A 17,289-nucleotide genomic window follows, 5' to 3' on the forward strand; every position below is an offset into this window, starting at 1 on the left:
CAATGCGTCCGAACGGGGTGTGTTCAGTGCGGTGGCGGCGCGCTGGGCGGGACGGGCGCTTCCCGCGGGCGGGATTGGCGGTGCGCTGTCGGCGGTCCGGGTGCGGCGGCGGCCACAGAGGTTCAGTCGGTCGGGACGTGCTTCGTTCAGGGTGTGTGGATGCGCAGCACGGCAACCCTCTCCGTAGGCGGGGTGGTGGGACGGTCGCATCGGGTTGGCGGTGCCGGCTGCGATCGAGTTGCGGAGAGTAGCGTAAGTCTGACGAGCGCTTGTAGGAATCTTGCACTACGTTGCGCCAAATGTTGCAGACAAGCTACCGGCAAGTCAACGGTTCTTCGGTTGTGTGCCATCCCGTTTGATTGACGCGTTGGAATATGCGCGGCTGGTTGCCCCTGTCCCGCCGAGTTTCGAAACGTGCCTGATTCGTTGCCCGTAGGCCTGGTGCAGCCGGGATGTTTCGTGGTTGATTCGTCGGACGGACCGACGAATGAGCCGCATCGATGCGGTGGCTCCCGGTCGCCGCGGCCCCTCGGCAAGGCCGCCGCACCGGACCCACGAGCACCGCGCCGCTGAGGCCACACGCGACGGACGCCCGCGACCCACGCGGCGCATCCGGCCGCCGGTCCGCCATGTCCGTAGTCACTGAGTGGGCGCGTCCCGGCCGCCTCGGCCCGTACGCGCCGCGGCCGCAGGGGTGAGAACAATGGTGAGCAAGGAACGCGCGGGCGCCGGATCCGCGGAGGAGCCCACCGACCAGCTGGCCCTGCGCCGCACCAACCTGACCAGGACCCTGCGCCACATCCGCACGAACGGCCCGCGCTCGCGGGCCGCGATCGCCGCCGCGACGGGCCTGCACAAGGCGACCGTGTCGAGCCTGGTGGACGAGCTGCTGACCCGGCGCCTGGTCCGTGAGATCGGCGCCGAGCACTCGGGCGGGGCCGGCCGCCCCGGGCGCGGCATCGCCCTGAGCCCCGACGTCGGCGCGATCGGCATCGAGATCAACGTGGACTACCTGGCCGTCCACGGCGCCGACCTGACCGGCCGCACGGTGATCGAGAAGCGCGTGAGCTTCGACGCCATGCACCGCGACGTGGAGCGCTGCCTCGAGGACCTGACCGAGGCGGCGCGCCGCTCCGTGGCCGAGCTGGTGCGCCGGGGCGTGACGCCGGTGGGTCTGACGGTGGCGGTACCAGGCCTGGTCGACGTCGCCCGCGGCGTGGTCGTCCTGGCCCCGAACCTGGGCTGGCGCGACGTCCCGGTGGCGACGAGGCTGGCGCACGGCCTGGCCCCGGGCCTCTGGATCGGCGTGGACAACGATGCGAACCTGGCCGCCCTGGCCGAGTACACCTGGGGCGTGGCGGCCGGCACCGACGACCTGGTCTATTTGACGGGCGAGGTCGGCGTGGGCGGCGGCGTGATCGTGAACGGCCGCCTGCTGCGCGGCGCCGACGGCTTCTCGGGCGAGGTGGGCCACCTGCCGGTGGAGCCGGGCGGCGCACCCTGCGGTTGTGGCCGGGTCGGTTGCTGGGAGACCAAGGTGGGCCTGGCCCAGCTCGTCCGCAAGGCCACCCCGGACGCCGCCTACGGCCTGAAGGACGGCCCGATCCCGGACCCCCAGGAGCGCATCGCGGAGATCAGCCACCGCCTGCAGCGGGGCGACGAGGCCGCGACGGAGGCCGTGGAGGAGGTGGGCCGCTGGCTCGGCCACGGCGGCGCCATCCTGGTGAACCTCTTCAACCCGCGCGTCATCGTCCTGGGCGGCTACTTCGCCGAGCTCGCCGACCACCTGATCCCGTCGGCCCAGGCCAACCTGGCGAGGCTGGCCGTGGCCTCGACCGCCGCGAGATGCAACTTCGTGGCGTCGCATCTGGGGTTCACGGCCGCCGCGCGCGGCGGAGCGGGCGTGGTGGTGGAGCGGATGATCGAGGACCCGACGGCGGTGGCGCTGGGCACCCGGCCCCAGCCGGACCACGCGCAGCGCCCCCTGCTGCTGGCCGGCCCGTAGCCCGCGCGCCGCGAGGTCAGCGGGCCTGTAGCGGGATCGAGATGTCCGCGGAGCGGGTGGGGCCGGGCCGGATGCTGACCCGCACCGGCCCCGACGCCGACCTCGCGTGCTGGACCGCCCACGCGGCCAGGGCCTCCATCACCAGCCAGGCCTCGGGGTCGGTCTCGGCCGTGGGCCGGTGGACGTACGCCTCCTCGTGCTCCGGCTCGGTGCGCAGCCCGAGGTCGGGGAAGCGCGCGGCCACCCCCTCGGCGTCGTCGGGCCGCAGCGGGCGGCACCACTCGACCGGGCCGTCGCTGTCGGCCGTCACCAGGCCGTGGTAGATCACGAACGGGGCCTCGAGCTCGTTCGCCGGGCGGGGCACGCCGGCCTCGCGCATGCGGGTGATGAGCAGGTCGCGGCCCACGAGGACGAGCTCCTCGGGGGTCACGTGCCGGCGCAGGGTCAGCAGCCGCCGCTCGGGTACCGTGCGCACCCGCACGTCGAAGCGCGGCGCCGCGCGGCCCTCGAGCTCGTCGACCAGGTACCCGGCCAGCACCCGGCGGCCGTGGTGCTCGAACTCGGCGCGGGCCCAGTGCTCCGCGACCCGGCGCGCCGCCCGCGCCGGCTCGGCGTCGGCCATCGCCGCCACCTCGGGCAGGGGCACGCCGAGCTGGCGCAGGGCCACGATGAGCCGGGCGCGGGCGGCCTGGTCCGGGCCGTACCAGCGGTAGCCGGAGTGGGCGTCGACCCGCTCCGGGCGCAGCAGGCCCATCTCGTCGTAGAGGCGCAGGGCCCGCTGGGACAGGCCGGTTCGCCGCGCGAAGTCCCCGATGCTGAGCAGCTCCACGCCTCCCACGATCCCCCCTCACGCCGGGTGAGGGTCAACCGCCTTCGGCTTCTCGAACCGCAGGCGCTGGGTCAGCGCGACGCACCCGAGGACCAGGACGGCGGCGGCCACCGCGACCGGCGGGACGTGCTCGTGCAGCAGCCACGCCGACCACGCGAGGGTGAGCACCGGCTGGGCCAGCTGGACCTGCCCGACCCGCGCCACGCCGCCGCGGGCGAGGCCGGCATACCACGCGAAGAACCCCAGGAACATCGAGATCACGGTGAGGTACCCGAAGCCCGCCCACCCGGCGGCCGGGGCGTGCGGCGGGTGGCGCAGCGCGGCGACGGCGGTGATGGCGACCGTGGCCGGCAGGGCGAGCACGAGCGCCCAGCAGATCGTGCGGGCGCCGCCGAGCTCGCGGGCCAGGGCGCCGCCCTCGGCGTACCCGAGGCCGCACAGCGCGATCGCGGCGAGCAGGAACAGGTCCGCGGGGCCGGGCGCGCCCGAGACGGCGCCGCTGAGGGCCAGGAAGACGAGCACGGCGAGCAGGCCGGCCGCGCCCGCGAGCCAGAACGCCGGCGTCGGGCGCTCCCGGGCGCGCAGCACCGCGAGGCCGGCGGTCACGGCGGGCAGCAGGGCGACGACGACGGCGCCGTGCGCGGCCGTGCTCGTCTGCAGGGCCAGCGACGTGAACATCGGGAAGCCGGCCACGACGCCGAGCGCGACGACGGCGAGGCGGCGCCACTGGGCCGCGGTCGGGCGGGGGGCGCGCACGGCCGCGAGGTACGCCACGGCCAGCAGGCCCGCGCCGACGGCCCGGCCGAACGCGACGAACCACGGGTCGAGGTGCTCGACGGCGACCCGGGTGGCCGGCAGCGACATGCTGAACGCGAGGACGCCCAGCGCGCCGAGGGCGGCCCCCGTTATCGCGTCCGAGCGAGTAACGCTATCCTTGCTTCTCATGAATGACGATAACGCAGCCGGTCGCGTTATCCAAGATCTCCGGGCCGTGGCGGGCGCCGCGGCCCCGGGAACGCGGCTGCCGACGGTGCGGGAGCTCACCGCCCGGCACCAGGCGTCGCCGATCACCGTCACCCGGGCGATCCGGGCCCTCGCGGCCGAGGGCGTGCTCGACACGCAGCCGGGGCGGGGCACGTTCGTCGCCGCGCGCGCCGCGGCCAAGCCCGCGTCCGACCTGTCGTGGCAGTCGATCGCGCTCGGGCCGCGGCCGGCCGGCGAGGACGCGCTGCAGGCGCTGCTGGCCGTGCCGCGGCCCGGGGCGATCGCGCTGTCCAGCGGGTACCTCGACGAGGACCTGCAGCCCCTCGGCGCCCTCGGCGCCGCGCTCGTGCGGGCGGCCCGGCAGCCGGCGAGCTGGCAGCGCGGGCCGGTCGAGGGGCGGGAGGACCTGCGCGCCTGGTTCGCGCGGGCCGCCGGCGGGGCCCTGCGCGCCGAGGACCTCGTCATCTGCCCGGGCGGGCAGGCGGCGCTGTCGACCGCGTTCCGCGCCCTGGCCGCGCCGGGCGACACGGTACTGGTGGAGTCGCCCACGTACCTCGGCGCGCTCGCCGCCGCCCGCGCCGCCGGGCTGCGCGTCGTGCCGGTGCCGGCCGATGACGCCGGGGTGCGCCCCGACCTGCTCGCCGCCGCGCTGCGCCGCACCGGCGCCCGGCTGTTCTACTGCCAGCCGCTGTTCGCCAACCCGCACGGCGCCACGCTCGTGCCCGGGCGCCGCGCGGCGGTGCTCGCCGAGATGCGGGCCGCGGGCGCGTTCCTGCTCGAGGACGACTACGCGCGCGACCTCGCCATCGACGCCGACGCCCCGCCGCCGCTGGTCGCCGACGACCGGGACGGCCATGTGGTGTACCTGCGCTCGCTCACGAAGTCGGCCGCGCCGGGGCTGCGGGTGGCCGCGATCGGCGCCCGGGGCCCGGCCGGCGCCCGGCTGCGCGCCGCCCGCGTGCTCGACGACTTCTTCGTCACCGGCCCCCTGCAGCAGGCCGCCCTCGACTTCGTGACCTCACCGGCGTGGCCGCGACACCTTCGCGCACTGCGGGCGGCCCTGCGCACGCGCCGCGACGCCCTCCTCGACGCGGTCCGGCGTCACCTGCCGGCGTTGGATCCGCCATCGGTACCGCGGGGAGGCCTGCACGCCTGGCTCCGCCTGCCCGACGGCACCGACGACGTCGCGGTGACGACGGCCGCGGCCGCGCTGCACGTGGTCGTCTTCCCGGGCCGGCCCTGGTACGCCGCCGAGCCGGACGCGCCGCACCTGCGCCTCACCTTCGCCGCCGCCCCGCCGGCCCTGCTCGACGAGGGCGTGCACCGGCTCGCTCAGGCGCTGCGCTCCACGGCGTGATACCGGGCGATCTCGGCGTACACCCGCTCCTTGTCCGGGACGATGTCCCGCAGGCCGATCGCCACGCCGGTGTCGTTGAACGCGCGCCACAGCTTCGGGTCGTCGCCGAGCCCGTAGGCGCCGGGGTGGTCCGGCGCGGTGCCCGGCCGGACGGTGACCATGAGGATCTCGTGCCGCAGCCAGGGCCGCCGGCGGACCTGCCCGACGATCTCCCACGGCAGGAAGACGTCGACGGCGTCGATCCAGAGCCCGTCCGCCTGGACGGTCATGATCCGGCCGAGCCCCGCGGCCGCGCGCAGCCGCTTCAGGGCCCCGCCGACCAGCAGCAGCGAGCCGAACATGAACCCGAGCAGCCCGGCGACGGCCCCGGGCACGAGCGCGGCGAGCAGGTCGTCGAGCTGGTGCGCGATGAGGCCCATCTGCACGCCGAAGAGCGCCGCCAGCAGCGCGTACCCCACGGCCATGAGGGTGACCATCCGGCGGTACCGCCGCCGGCGCGGCCCGGCATCCGCGCGTACGACAAACACGCGTGGCATTGTGCCCTACGGCCGCACGCCCGGCGGCCGGCGCTCAGGCCGACTTGGGCGGGGCCCAGCCGCTCGTGCCGGTCGGGGTGCTCAGGATCTCCAGGAGGCCCAGCAGGCTCAGGACGCGGCGGACGCCCGGGCTGGGGTTGACGATCCACAGGTCGCTGTTGTTCGTGACGGCGTGGGCGCGCGCGCTGACGAGCTTGCCGATGCCTGTCGAGTCGATGAAGGTCACCAGGCTCAGGTCCACCTCGACGGCGCGGGCGCGGACATCGTCCACCGCGCGGAAGAGCACCGAGCGCAGTTCGCCCACGTTCTCCAGGGTGACCTCGCCGGCGACGCGGACCCGCAGCGCCTGGTTGGGCAGCGGCTCGACGGTGACGTTGAATTCGGGGAACACGGCGAAACGATCGGCGGGACTCATCGGGCTCAACACCTTCCAACATCCGAGCCGCTCTCACGATACGGGCATTCGCCCGCCGCGTCACCCCGGAGCGTCACGAAGGGCTATTCGTTCAGTACCGAACGACATCGGGATCGGCGGCCACGCGCAGGCCCCGCAGCTCGTACGCGCTGATGTCCGGCTTCATGGCCACCCGCGGCGGGCTCGTCATGCGCAGGCCCGGCAGCGCGAACAGGCGGGTGAGGAAGATGTCGGACTCCTGGATGGCGACGTGCGCGCCGGGGCAGCGGTGCGGGCCGTCGCCGAAGGAGAGCACGGCCGGCGCCACGCCGGTCGCGACCGGGCGGGCCGGGCGCACGGCGCCCGGGTCCGGGCCGACCGCCCCGGGGTCGAGGTTCGCGGCGTGCACGGCGACGTCGACGAGCGCGCCGGCCGGGATCGTCGCGGTGGTGTCGCCGTCGGGCACGGTGATCTCGGCCGTGGTGCGGCGCTTCAGGTTGCCGACGACCGGCTCCAGGCGCAGCAGCTCGTGCAGGATGGCGATGCGGTCGGGTTCGAGGCTTTCGCGGTACCGAAGCCGCAGCTCTTCGTCCGTGAAGAGGTGCCAGGCGGCCAGATTGATGAACTCCCGGGTGGTGACCATGCCCGCGGCCGCGAACGTGATCACCTCGCCCAGGATCTCGCCGTCGCGGCAGCCCTCGTCGAGCAGGTGCGAGATCAGGTCGTCGCGGCGCTCCCGGCGGCGCGGGCGGATCGCGGGGCGCACGTCCTTGAGGTAGATGCCGAGGAACTGCACGTTCTGGCGCAGGAACCAGCGCAGGCCGGTCAGGCTCGTGAACCCCGGGCGGCCGAACTTCTCCGGGAAGAAGCGCTCGAGGCGCCCGTCGATGCCGGGGCGGCTCTCGGTCAGGCCGATCACCGCGGCGGCCACGTCGATGGCGAGCCGGAAGCTCAGCGTGGACAGCTCGGCCTCGCCGTCGCGGCGCAGGACGGCCAGCTGCCGTTCGGCGATCTCGACCATGAGCCCGCGGTAGTGCTCGTCGACGCGGCGCGGGGTGAAGAACCGGGCGGTTTGGCGACGGTACTCCCGGTGCTCGGCCCCGTCCCGATAGAGCACGGGCCGGCGAATCTTCGGCGGCAGCTTCTCGACCGTCTCGACGCCCAGCCCCGCCTGAACGGTGTCGGCGCTGCGCAGCACCGCCCGCCCGGCGGCGTGCCCGCTGACGTGCCAGACCCCGTCATCGCCCCGCGCGACCGGGCACGAGCCCCCGGCATCGCCGCGATCGACCTTGCGTGACGACTGCATCGACATACTGTAAAGCCTGTCCCCCTCCAGCGGGATGGGCTCGTACGAGTGTTCGAACTCCGGTAGACTCGGAGCCATGATTGACCTCGCATACCAGCCCTCGATGTTCGACGTCGCCGGGCCTTCCCTCGGGTCGCTGACCGGGCAGGTCACCCGCCATCACCTGAGCCGGGGCGCGTGGGTCGATCACCTGCCCGGCTGGGTGCTGGGGTCCGACGCGATCCTGCAGACGCTGGTGCACGACGTGGAGTGGCGGGCCGAGCGCCGCAAGATGTACGACGACGTGGTCGACGTGCCGCGCCTGCTGCGGTGGTACCCGGCCGAGGAGACCCTGCCGCACCCGCTGCTGACCGAGGCCCGGCGCCGGCTCACGGCGCACTACGTGGAGGAGCTCGGCGAGCCCTTCATGACCGCGGGCATGTGCCTCTACCGCGACGGCCGCGACAGCGTCGCCTGGCACGGGGACACGATCGGCCGCGGGGCGCGCTTCGACACCATGGTGGCGATCGTGTCGTTCGGGTCGCCGCGGTCACTGCTGCTGCGGCCGCGCGGGGGCGGGGACAGCGTCCGGTTCCCGCTCGGGCACGGGGATCTGGTGGTGATGGGCGGGTCGTGCCAGCGGACGTGGGAGCACTGCGTGCCGAAGACGGCGCGGGTCGTGGGGCCGCGGGTGTCGGTGCAGTTCCGGCCGGCTGGGGTTGCTTGAGGGTCAAATGCTCTTCCGGGGCCGGGGGGCCGGGGGGAATGTGTTTCTCGGTGCGCTTTGCGCGGACCAGGGCCTGTCCTGCCGATCATGGCAGCCGCGTGAGGGCGGCGATGAGTTGCAGACCGGCCTGGTAGATCGCGGCGCGTTTGGCGTAGCGGCTGCCCAGATCAAGCCAATGTCTGAACCGGCTGAAGCAGCGTTCCACGACGTTGCGGATCCCCCTTTTTGCGGGCGCCAGCCGCATGCTGATGCGCCCGCACCACCGAGGAATCCAGGCTGATCGTCCATTCGACCGGCTGACCATTGTCATGCACCTGCGCCGCAGCCAGGACCTGCGCCCACGACCCGTCGGCCGTCCACCGTCGCAACCGTTCGTGGCAGGTCTTCCACGGCCCATACCGCTCCGGCACATCCCGCCACGGCGCACCGGTACGCAGCTTCCACAAAATCCCATTGATGACCTGCTGGTGATCACGCCACCGCCCTCGACCGCGCAGCTGCGTCGGTCAACTCACCAGGACGAGCCACCAACACATCATCGATCATCTACACCATGATCGGCAGGACTGGCCTGGGCGCGCTGCGCGCGATCCGGGCCGGCTTGGAGTAGGGGCGCTGTGCGTGGCCGGGTGCGACCTGGTGCCCGCGCTGTCGCCGCGCTGGGGCACTTCCGTCCGGCGGTCACGGGTTTCACGCCGACCGTAGTGTCGAATGCGATGCGAGGCTTCCGGGAATCCGGGCCGACATGAGAGTCGCTGAGTCGAGTGCGTTGACCCCGCTGGAGTGACAATGGGGGCGTGCGCATCGCCTTTGCCGCTGATGACAGCAACGCCACCACCGAGGCCGTCCTGGCCCACCTCGCTGAGGCCGGGCACGAAATCCTGCGCATCGATGACCTGCCCTGGCCCGATCTCGGGGCCGGTGTGGGGCGGGCCGTGGCCGCTGGGTCGGCCGAGCTCGGGGTCGTCATGTGCTGGACCGGGACCGGCACCGCGATCGCCGCCAACAAGATCCCGGGGGCCCTGGCCGCGGTGGCCTGGGACCCGTGGGTGGCGCGCGGCGCGCGTCTGTGGAACGACGCCAACGTGCTCGCTATGAGTCTCAAGCGGCTCGCGCCGGATGTTGCCGTCGAGGTGCTGCGCGCGTTCCTGGAGACGCCGGAGCCCGATCCGGACGAGGCCGCCAGCATCGCCCGGTTGAAGGGCTTGGACAAGAATCGATAACGCACGCAACCGAATCGGCGGTCGGCGTTGGCGTTGACGGTGACCAATCCGTTATGTGGTAAGGGAGTCGCGAACGCAACCGGGGTGATGAGCCCGAGGTCTTTGCACAGTGAACGGCGACGCACATCGCCGTCCACGCGACGTAGCCACAAACATCGTGCGACCCACCCGGTGGGCGTGGTGCATGCCCACGCCCTGGACACAGTGGACCATCCACTGTGGACCACCTGACCGGGCGATGCGCGCTGCCCGCGTGCGGAAACCCCGAATCCGCGGCCCCACAACCGCGGCACCCGGAAAGGCCTGCTCGTGAACGTGACACATGCCGATATGAGGAGACGCGCGCTGGTGGCCGGAGCGGCCGCCGCGACGCTCGTGCTGTCCGCCTGCGGAGGCGGTTCCAGCAGCGACAATAGCAGCAAGGACAATGGTCAGAAAGCGTCGTCGGGCTACAACGCGGCCGTCACCGGGGTGGTGAACCCGTCCGACAAGAAGGGCGGGACGCTCAAGCTCACCATCCACGACAACCCGGACTCGCTCGACCCGCAGATCGCGTACTACGCGAGCGAGTGGAACCTGATGAAGGGCTTCTACGTCCGCACGCTGCTGGCCAACGACGCGAAGCCGGGCGCCGACGGGCTCAAGCTCGTGCCGGACCTGGCCACCGAGGTACCCACGCCGGAGGACGGCGGCAAGAAGTACACCTTCCACCTCAAGCCCGGCGTCAAGTTCGAGGACGGCTCCCCGATCACCTCGAAGGACATCAAGTACGGCATCGAGCGCGTCTTCGCGCTGGAGGTCGTCAACGCCGGCCCGAAGTACCTCGTGGACCTCCTCGACCAGGGCCAGAAGTACCCGGGCGTGTACAAGGACACCGACCCGGACAAGCTCGGCCTGCGGTCGGTGCAGACGCCCGACGACAACACGATCGTGTTCACCCTGGCCAAGGCGAACTCCGACTTCCTGTACCACATGCAGATGCCGGTCTCGAGCCCCGTGCAGAAGGCCAAGGACACCGGCAGCCAGTACGCCAACCACCCGCAGTCCACGGGCCCGTACAAGTTCGAGTCCTACGACCCGGGCAAGAAGCTCACGATGGTCCGCAACGACCAGTGGGACCAGAGGACCGACCCGGTGCGCAAGGCGCTGCCGGACCGCGTCGAGGTGACGTACGGCACCGCGGTCGAGGAGATCGACAACCAGCTGCTGGCCGAGGAGGTCGACCTCGACATCGCCCAGACCGGCGTGCAGCCCGGCTCGCAGCCGAAGATCCTGCTCAACCCGGAGAAGAAGAAGAACGCCGACGCGCCGGTGACGGGCTTCATCCGGTACGTCGCGATCAGCACCAAGGTCGCGCCGTTCGACAACGTCCACTGCCGCAAGGCCGTGCAGTACGCGCTGGACAAGACGGCGATGCAGACCGCCCGCGGCGGCGCCGAGGCCGGCGGTGACATCGCCACCAACATGCTGCCGCCGACGATCAACGGCCACGACGACGCCGACGACGTGTTCAACACCAAGTCCGGCAAGCCGCAGGTCGACAAGGCCAAGGAGGAACTGGCCGCCTGCGGGCACCCGAACGGCTTCGACACCGTCATCGCCACCCGCAACACGGGCAAGGAGATGAAGACGGCCGAGGCGCTGCAGCAGTCGATGTCCGCGATCGGCATCAACGCCCGGATCGACCCGCAGGACGCGGCGCTGTACTTCCGCTCGATCATCGGCTCGCCGAGCAACGTGCACAACAAGGGCTACGGCCTGATGCTCGCGGGCTGGGGCGCGGACTACCCGTCGCCGGCCGGTTTCCTGCAGGTCATCGTCGACAGCCGGGCCATCTCCGAGTCGGGCAACAACAACTACGCCGAGCTCAACGACCCGGCGATCGACGCGCTCATCGACCAGGCGGCGGCCGAGCCCGACCAGCAGAAGAACGCCGAGCTGTGGAAGCAGATCAACAAGAAGGTCTCGGAGTCCGCGGCGTACATGCCGTTCACCTACGACAAGGCGCTGAACTACCGCAACCCGCGGCTGACGAACGTCTACGTGACCCAGTACTACGGTCAGGTCGACTTCGGTAACCTCGGCGTCTCGTGAGCGGTCCGGAGCGGAGTGGAGGGGCCGCTCACCATGGGCACAGTTTTCGGCCGGCACCGGAGCTTGCGGAGGTGACGGCATGAGCTGACCGCTTGCATGCAGTGTCCGGGTTGACGAGGGACTTCCCGGGCACGCGGTCACACGGCCGGCCGCTCTCCTCCTTGGGCGGCCGGCCATCGCCGCACGGGTGGCGCCGTCTCAGTACGCCACGTTGACCCGGCGGTGGATCCAGCCCGGCTCCGCCAGCGCCCGCAGCATCGCGTCGGCCACGTCGGCGCGCGACAGCGTCCGTCCACCCCGGACGTTCACGTCGAGCACGGTCCGGTACGGCCGGTTCGGCCCGTCGGTCAGCCGCGGCGGCGCGATGAGCGTCCAGTCGAGCCCGCTGTCGCGCAGCACGCCCTCGGCCACGGTGAGGTCCGCGAACCCCTCGCGGAGGATGCGCTGCACCAGCGGCTTGGCGAGGTACCGCAGGACGAACCCGTCGCCCGAGTCGGCCACCCGCCCCGCGGCGTCGACGCTGATGATCCTCCGCACGCCCGTCGCCCGCATGGCGGCCGTCTCGGCCCGGGCCCCGTCGGCCTGTACCGTGCTGCGCGCGCCCGGGTCGCCCGCGCGGCGCGCCTTCATCTCCGCGGGCCGGATGCCGAGCGCGGAGAGCACCGCGTCCCGCCCGGCCACCGCGGCCGCGAGCGCCTCGGCATCGCCCAGGTCGGCCACCACCACGTCGCAGCCGAGGTCGGCCGGGCGCCGGGCGACGGCGGTCATCTCGTGCCCGCGCTCCTGTCCGAGCCGGATGAGCTGCCGGCCGATCCCGCCGGTCGCCCCGAAGACGGTCAGCTTCATGAGAGACTTCCCCCTGTTGGTTAGTAAGTACTCACTAACCCCTACAATGGCATGGGTTCGGGAAATTCGGAAGGGGCACCGGTGGCGACGACGCGTGACGTGATCCTCGACGCGGCCGCGCGGGTGCTGCGCGAGCGCGGGCTGGCCAACGCCACCACCAAGGAGATGGCGCGCGCGGCGGGCTTCTCCGAGGCCACGCTGTACAAGCACTTCCGGGACAAGCTCGAGCTCATGCTCGCCGTGCTGCACGAGCGCGGGCCGCAGTTCATCCCGATGCTCATGACGCTGCCCGCGCGGGCCGGCTCGGCGCCGGTCCGCGACATCCTGACCGAGCTCGCGGCCGTGTGCATCACGTTCTACCGCGACGGCTTCCCGATGTTCGCCTCGATCTTCTCCGACCCGCAGATCCTGGCCGCCCACCGCGACAACCTGCGCGCGCGCAACCTCGGGCCGCACCGGGCGAACGAGGGCCTGGCCGCGTACCTGCGCGCTGAGCAGTCCCTGGGCAACATCGCCGCCGACGCGGACCCCGACGCCCTCGCCGGGCTCGTGCTCGGCGCGTGCTTCCAGCACGCCTTCATCACGTTCTTCGCGCCCGACCCGGTGGCCGACGACAAGGCCGCGGCCGCCTTCGTGGCCGGCCTGCGGCTCTGACCGCGCGAAGCTAACCCGCCGCGGGCGAGCGCGTCCGGCGCTCCGCGGGGCACCGTGGGCACATGACGGTGAAGGACCTGGCGACGCTGACCCCGAGCGGATACCCGGCGGTCTCCCTGCTCATGCCGACCCACCGCACCGCGCCGGCCAACCAGCAGGACCCGATCCGCCTGCGCAACCTGCTCGCCGAGGCGCGCCGCCGGCTGGACAGCGACGAGACGGTGCCGCGGGAGGTCGCCTCGCAGGTGTACGACGAGATCGCGACCGCCGCCGAACGGGTCGACCTGCGCCACGCCGGCGACGGGCTCGCGGTGTTTGCCTCGCCGGGCCAGGTGCACGTCCGCGTCCTCGACAGCCCGGTCCAGGAGCGGGTCGTCATCGCCGACACGTTCGAGGTCCGCGACGTCGTCGCCGACGCGGCCCGGCGGCACCGGTACTGGGCGCTCGTGCTCTCCGAGCAGCCGACCCGCCTGTGGAGCGGCGACGGACCCGAGCTCGTCGAGGTGACCACGCACGGCTTCCCGTTCACGCACGAGGGTATGGGCCTGCCGCGCGACTACGGCCAGGAGCCCAGCAAGCACGAGATGGAGCGGCACCGCCAGTTCTTCCGCGACATCGCCGGCGCCCTCGCGGAGATCGACCGCCTCGACACCCGGCCCCTCTTCGTCCTCGGCGTCGACCGCTACCTGCCGTACTTCGCCGCCGAGTGGCCGCGCCCGTTCGCCGGCACGGTGCTGGGCAACTACGACCACGCGGGCGCGCACGAGGTGTACGAGCTGCTGGCCCCCCGCCTCGCCGCGTACACGGCGATGGAGCAGGTCGCGGCGCTGGAGTCGCTGGACGCGGCGCGCGGCGCGAACCGCTTCGCGGCCGGACTGGCCGAGTGCTGGTCGCTGGCCCACCAGGGCCGGGGCGCGCACCTGCTGGTCGAGGAGGGCTACCACAGCCCGGCCTGGGTCCACGACGACCACCTGCACCCGCCGGACCAGGAGCCGCACCAGGACGCGCCCGGCGTGCTCCTGGACGACGCGGTCGACGACATCGTCGAGTCGGTCGCCCGCCAGAGCGGCGAGGTCACCTTCGTGGGCGACGACAGCCTCGCGAGCGACGGGCGGATCGCGTTGATCGTCCGGTACTGACGCCGATCCTTTAATATTTGGACACCGCATCGGGCGGTCCTCGAAGCCTTCGGGCGGAGGGGGCCGCTCATCCGTGTCCGGTCACATGGCGCGGTAGGTGCGCACCGACGTCAGGTGGGTGCCGTCCGAGGTGAAGACCCACGCGAGCAGGGATTCGCCCGCCCGCCCGACCGCAACGTGGCCCGTGATCGAGTCCAGTTCGAAGCGCAGCGCCGGCCGGGCCGCGCGGATGCGGGTCACCGACTCGGCGACCTGCTCCGGCGTTGTCACCTCGGGATGGTTGTAGTCGATCCAGGCGGGGGAGAGGAAGTCGGAGGCGGCGGAAATATCGCCGGAGTTCCACATCGCGAAGTACCGCTCGATCAGGGATTCCACGGCGTCATTCTCGCCCGGGTCATCCCCGGGCGTTACCGCGGGCGTGAGTTCAGTCACCAGCCGTTGGCTGATCTTGCGGAGTGTGCAAGTTTTGGCCAGGGAAGCGAGGTGGTTGTATGGGGCGCGCTGAACCAATCGGCTGGGAAGCCCACCGCCGGGCCGTACGGGCCCTCGAGGACTCGTACGCCGCCATCCCGCCGGGTGAGACCGTTCGCCTGGCGAAGAAGACGTCGAACCTGTTCCGGCCGCGCGACACCGTGCACCACGGGCTCGACGTGAGCGGCCTCGGCGGCGTGATCGAGGTCGATCCGCAGGGGCGCACGGCCGAGGTGCAGGGCATGTGCACGTACGAGGACCTCGTCGACGCGACCCTGCCGCACGGGCTGATGCCGTTCGTCGTACCCCAGCTGCGCACCATCACACTCGGCGGGGCGGTGACCGGGCTCGGCATCGAGGCGACCTCGTTCCGCCACGGGCTGCCGCACGAGTCGGTGCTGGAGCTGGACATTCTCACCGGGGCCGGCGAGGTGCTCACCGCGCGGCCCGACAACGAGCACGCCGAGCTCTTCGCGGCGTTCCCGAACTCGCTGGGCAGCCTCGGGTACGCCACCCGCCTGCGCATCGAGCTGATGCCCATCGCCGCTGCGGTCGGCACCCGCAACCTGCGCTTCGACGACGTCGACGAGCTGCTCGCGGCCGTCGGCGAGGTCATGAAGACGGGGGAGTACGACGGCATCGCGGTCGACGTCATGGACGGCGTGGTGTTCCGGCCGGGCGAGTCCTACCTGGTGCTGGGCCACTTCACCGACGAGCCGGGCCCGACCAGCGACTACACCGGGCAGGACATCTACTACCAGTCGCTGCGGGCCAAGGGCGCCGACCGCCTCTCCGCCTACGACTACCTGTGGCGCTGGGACACCGACTGGTTCTGGTGCTCGGCCGCGTTCGGCGCGCAGATCCCCGCCGTGCGCCGGCTGTGGCCCCGGCAGTACCGCCGCTCCGACGTGTACCACCGCATCGTGCGCTGGGAGAACCGCTACGGCGTCGTCGCCCGCATCGACCGGTGGCGGGGCCAGCCCGACCGCGAACGGGTCGTGCAGGACGTCGAGCTGCCCCTGGAGCGCACGGGCGAGTTCCTGCGGTGGTTCGCCGAGGCGGTACCGATGGCGCCGCTCTGGCTCTGTCCCTTGCGCCTGCGCGAGCGGGAGTGGCCGCTCTATCCGATGCACGCCGGGCAGGCGTACGTGAACGTCGGCTTCTGGGGCACCGTGCCGGTCGAGCCCGGCCGCGCCGACGGCGACGTGAACCGCCTGATCGAGGACAAGGTCTTCGAGCTCGGCGGCCACAAGTCCCTCTACTCCGATGCCTACTACGACCGGGAGACCTTCGACCGGCTCTACGGCGGCCCCGCGTACCGCGCCGCCAAGGACCGATACGACCCCGATCATCGACTGACCGACCTCTACGACAAGGTTGTGGGGCGCAGATGACCAGCACCTACCGTTCGACGAACACCCAAGGATCGGTACCCGGCCAGCCCCGCCGCCGGCCCCCGGTACCCAAGGTCGCCGACATCGTCCGGGCCGTGACGGCCGGCGAGCCGACGGTCCGCATCACCGCCTACGACGGCAGCGCGGTCGGCCCCGCGGACGCCGTCATCGGCCTGCACGTCGCCTCCGAGCGGGGCCTGTCCTACCTGCTCACCGCGCCCGGCGACCTCGGCATGGCGCGCGCGTACGTCACCGGCGACCTCGAGGTCCGCGGCGCCCACCCCGGCGACCCGTACCCGGCCCTGCGGGAGCTGGCGACCGGCCTGCAGCTGCGGATGCCGCCCGCCGCCGAGGTGCTGCGCCTGGTGCGCGGCCTGGGCTGGGAGCGCCTGCGCCCGCCGCCGCCCCCGCCGCAGGAGGCGACCCCGGGCTGGAAGCGCACCCTGGCCGGGCTCGGCCTGCGCCACGCCAAGGGCCGCGACGCCGAGGCGATCCACCACCACTACGACGTCTCGAACCGCTTCTACGAGATGGTGCTCGGGCCGTCGATGACGTACACCTGCGCCTGCTACCGCTCCGAGTCCGACACGCTGGAGCAGGCCCAGGCGAACAAGTACGACCTGGTCGCCGGCAAGCTCGCGCTCAAGCCCGGCCAGCGCCTGCTCGACGTCGGCTGCGGCTGGGGCGGGATGGTGCGCCACGCGGCGCGCGAGTACGGCGTGCGCGCCCTCGGCGTCACGCTCTCGCGCGAGCAGGCCGAGTGGGCGCAGGCGGCGATCGAGCGCGAGGGCCTCGGCCACCTCGCCGAGGTGCGCTTCCTGGACTACCGCGACGCGCCGCTGGAGCACTTCGACGCGGTCAGCTCGATCGGCCTCACCGAGCACATCGGGGTACGCAACTACCCGCGGTACTTCGGGGCCCTGCGCGACCGCCTCAAGCCGGGCGGCCGCCTGCTCAACCACTGCATCACGCGCTCGGACAACCGCGCCTCGCACAAGCCCGGCGCCTTCATCGACCGCTATGTGTTCCCCGACGGCGAGCTGGCCTCGCCGGGGCGCCTCGTCAGTGCCGTGCACGACGCGGCCTTCGAGGTGCAGCACGAGGAGAACCTGCGGCTGCACTACGCGCTCACGCTCGCCGGCTGGAACCGCAACCTGGTCGAGCAGTGGGACGCCTGTGTGGAGGAGGTCGGGCTCGGCACCGCGCGGGTCTGGGGCCTCTACATGGCCGGTTCGCGGCTCGCGTTCGAGCGCAACGAGATCCAGCTGCACCAGATCCTGGCCACCAAAACGACAAAGGACGGGGTCTCGTCGTACCCGTTGCGCCCCGACTGGACGGCTTAGTACGACTT

16 protein-coding genes and 1 pseudogene are annotated in these 17,289 nt (G+C 72.4%); 9 read left to right on the forward strand and 8 right to left on the reverse strand.

Features of this window, described 5'->3' with window-relative positions:
• Nucleotides 1-703: 703 nt before the first annotated feature.
• A complete protein-coding gene (locus ACPPVO_RS13555) occupies nt 704-2,005 on the forward strand; it encodes an ROK family protein (protein WP_426511553.1) in 1,302 nt (433 codons plus the stop codon).
• A 16-nt stretch (nt 2,006-2,021) separates the two neighbouring features.
• On the opposite strand, the gene ACPPVO_RS13560 is transcribed toward ACPPVO_RS13555, so the two are convergent.
• Together ACPPVO_RS13560 and ACPPVO_RS13565 are read right to left on the reverse strand one after the other, a co-directional pair.
• Entirely contained in the window at nt 2,022-2,834 is an 813-nt protein-coding gene (locus tag ACPPVO_RS13560; RefSeq protein ID WP_426511554.1) for a MerR family transcriptional regulator, read from the reverse strand.
• 18 nt (nt 2,835-2,852) lie between these two features.
• Complete coding sequence (locus tag ACPPVO_RS13565; protein ID WP_426511555.1) at nt 2,853-3,779, reverse strand: DMT family transporter; 927 nt, start codon at nt 3,777-3,779, stop codon at nt 2,853-2,855.
• On the opposite strand from ACPPVO_RS13565, the gene ACPPVO_RS13570 reads away from it, so the two are divergent.
• The gene (locus ACPPVO_RS13570; protein WP_426511556.1) at nt 3,778-5,175 is read left to right on the forward strand and encodes a PLP-dependent aminotransferase family protein; all 1,398 of its coding nucleotides are present in this window, start codon (nt 3,778-3,780) and stop codon (nt 5,173-5,175) included. The genes ACPPVO_RS13565 and ACPPVO_RS13570 overlap by 2 nt on opposite strands.
• On the opposite strand, the gene ACPPVO_RS13575 is transcribed toward ACPPVO_RS13570, so the two are convergent.
• From ACPPVO_RS13575 to ACPPVO_RS13585, 3 genes are all read right to left on the reverse strand, one after another.
• Nucleotides 5,151-5,702: a hypothetical protein gene (locus tag ACPPVO_RS13575; protein WP_426511557.1), complete on the reverse strand. Its 552-nt coding sequence runs from the start codon at nt 5,700-5,702 to the stop codon at nt 5,151-5,153. The two genes, ACPPVO_RS13570 and ACPPVO_RS13575, sit on opposite strands and share 25 nt — an antisense overlap.
• 43 nt (nt 5,703-5,745) lie before the next feature.
• Nucleotides 5,746-6,102, reverse strand: a complete 357-nt coding sequence (locus ACPPVO_RS13580; RefSeq protein ID WP_426511558.1) for an STAS domain-containing protein — start codon at nt 6,100-6,102, stop codon at nt 5,746-5,748.
• 115 nt (nt 6,103-6,217) lie between these two features.
• Entirely contained in the window at nt 6,218-7,411 is a 1,194-nt protein-coding gene (locus tag ACPPVO_RS13585; RefSeq protein ID WP_426511559.1) for a cytochrome P450, read from the reverse strand.
• A gap of 76 nt (nt 7,412-7,487) precedes the next feature.
• Between ACPPVO_RS13585 and ACPPVO_RS13590 the strand changes: the two genes are divergently transcribed.
• A complete protein-coding gene (locus ACPPVO_RS13590; RefSeq protein WP_426511560.1) occupies nt 7,488-8,117 on the forward strand; it encodes an alpha-ketoglutarate-dependent dioxygenase AlkB in 630 nt (209 codons plus the stop codon).
• 385 nt (nt 8,118-8,502) lie between these two features.
• Here ACPPVO_RS13590 and ACPPVO_RS13595 read toward each other — a convergent pair.
• Nucleotides 8,503-8,590, reverse strand: a pseudogene (locus ACPPVO_RS13595) (transposase); the annotation flags it as partial.
• 324 nt (nt 8,591-8,914) lie between these two features.
• On the opposite strand from ACPPVO_RS13595, the gene ACPPVO_RS13600 reads away from it, so the two are divergent.
• Together ACPPVO_RS13600 and ACPPVO_RS13605 are read left to right on the forward strand one after the other, a co-directional pair.
• Nucleotides 8,915-9,340 carry an RpiB/LacA/LacB family sugar-phosphate isomerase gene (locus ACPPVO_RS13600; protein ID WP_426511561.1) on the forward strand — a complete coding sequence of 142 codons (426 nt, stop codon included), beginning with the start codon at nt 8,915-8,917 and terminating at the stop codon, nt 9,338-9,340.
• Between the two features lie 330 nt (nt 9,341-9,670).
• On the forward strand, nt 9,671-11,434 hold the full coding sequence (locus ACPPVO_RS13605) for an ABC transporter substrate-binding protein (protein WP_426511562.1): 1,764 nt from the start codon (nt 9,671-9,673) through the stop codon (nt 11,432-11,434).
• Nucleotides 11,435-11,632: 198 nt separating this feature from the next.
• On the opposite strand, the gene ACPPVO_RS13610 is transcribed toward ACPPVO_RS13605, so the two are convergent.
• Nucleotides 11,633-12,280 carry an NAD(P)-dependent oxidoreductase gene (locus tag ACPPVO_RS13610; RefSeq protein WP_426511563.1) on the reverse strand — a complete coding sequence of 216 codons (648 nt, stop codon included), beginning with the start codon at nt 12,278-12,280 and terminating at the stop codon, nt 11,633-11,635.
• An 81-nt stretch (nt 12,281-12,361) separates the two neighbouring features.
• Here ACPPVO_RS13610 and ACPPVO_RS13615 point away from each other — a divergent pair, with 81 nt between their 5' ends.
• Nucleotides 12,362-12,934, forward strand: a complete 573-nt coding sequence (locus ACPPVO_RS13615) for a TetR/AcrR family transcriptional regulator (protein ID WP_426511564.1) — start codon at nt 12,362-12,364, stop codon at nt 12,932-12,934.
• Between the two features lie 62 nt (nt 12,935-12,996).
• Nucleotides 12,997-14,073, forward strand: a complete 1,077-nt coding sequence (locus tag ACPPVO_RS13620) for a hypothetical protein (protein WP_426511565.1) — start codon at nt 12,997-12,999, stop codon at nt 14,071-14,073.
• 81 nt (nt 14,074-14,154) lie between these two features.
• On the opposite strand, the gene ACPPVO_RS13625 is transcribed toward ACPPVO_RS13620, so the two are convergent.
• Nucleotides 14,155-14,448, reverse strand: coding sequence for a nuclear transport factor 2 family protein (locus ACPPVO_RS13625; protein WP_426511566.1), 294 nt, complete (start codon nt 14,446-14,448; stop codon nt 14,155-14,157).
• Nucleotides 14,449-14,564: 116 nt separating this feature from the next.
• Here ACPPVO_RS13625 and ACPPVO_RS13630 point away from each other — a divergent pair, with 116 nt between their 5' ends.
• Together ACPPVO_RS13630 and ACPPVO_RS13635 are read left to right on the forward strand one after the other, a co-directional pair.
• Nucleotides 14,565-15,938 (forward strand): FAD-binding oxidoreductase, encoded by a 1,374-nt coding sequence (locus ACPPVO_RS13630; RefSeq protein ID WP_426511567.1) that lies wholly within the window; start codon nt 14,565-14,567, stop codon nt 15,936-15,938.
• A complete protein-coding gene (locus ACPPVO_RS13635; protein WP_426511568.1) occupies nt 15,935-17,281 on the forward strand; it encodes a class I SAM-dependent methyltransferase in 1,347 nt (448 codons plus the stop codon). Before ACPPVO_RS13630 ends, ACPPVO_RS13635 begins: the two co-directional genes overlap by 4 nt.
• Nucleotides 17,282-17,289: the final 8 nt, after the last annotated feature.

It is taken from the genome of Dactylosporangium sp. McL0621, from assembly GCF_049995355.1.
Lineage (GTDB): Bacteria > Actinomycetota > Actinomycetes > Mycobacteriales > Micromonosporaceae > Dactylosporangium.

What these genes read in the sequence shown, in the direction of transcription:
- ACPPVO_RS13555 (WP_426511553.1), top strand. Translation starts at nt 704, where the DNA reads ATGGTGAGCAAGGAACGCGCGGGCGCCGGATCCGCGGAGGAGCCCACC.
- ACPPVO_RS13570 (WP_426511556.1), top strand. Translation starts at nt 3,778, where the DNA reads ATGAATGACGATAACGCAGCCGGTCGCGTTATCCAAGATCTCCGGGCC.
- ACPPVO_RS13565 (WP_426511555.1), bottom strand. Translation starts at nt 3,779, where the DNA reads ATGAGAAGCAAGGATAGCGTTACTCGCTCGGACGCGATAACGGGGGCC.
- ACPPVO_RS13585 (WP_426511559.1), bottom strand. Translation starts at nt 7,411, where the DNA reads ATGCAGTCGTCACGCAAGGTCGATCGCGGCGATGCCGGGGGCTCGTGC.
- ACPPVO_RS13590 (WP_426511560.1), top strand. Translation starts at nt 7,488, where the DNA reads ATGATTGACCTCGCATACCAGCCCTCGATGTTCGACGTCGCCGGGCCT.
- ACPPVO_RS13605 (WP_426511562.1), top strand. Translation starts at nt 9,671, where the DNA reads ATGAGGAGACGCGCGCTGGTGGCCGGAGCGGCCGCCGCGACGCTCGTG.
- ACPPVO_RS13610 (WP_426511563.1), bottom strand. Translation starts at nt 12,280, where the DNA reads ATGAAGCTGACCGTCTTCGGGGCGACCGGCGGGATCGGCCGGCAGCTC.
- ACPPVO_RS13620 (WP_426511565.1), top strand. Translation starts at nt 12,997, where the DNA reads ATGACGGTGAAGGACCTGGCGACGCTGACCCCGAGCGGATACCCGGCG.
- ACPPVO_RS13630 (WP_426511567.1), top strand. Translation starts at nt 14,565, where the DNA reads ATGGGGCGCGCTGAACCAATCGGCTGGGAAGCCCACCGCCGGGCCGTA.
- ACPPVO_RS13635 (WP_426511568.1), top strand. Translation starts at nt 15,935, where the DNA reads ATGACCAGCACCTACCGTTCGACGAACACCCAAGGATCGGTACCCGGC.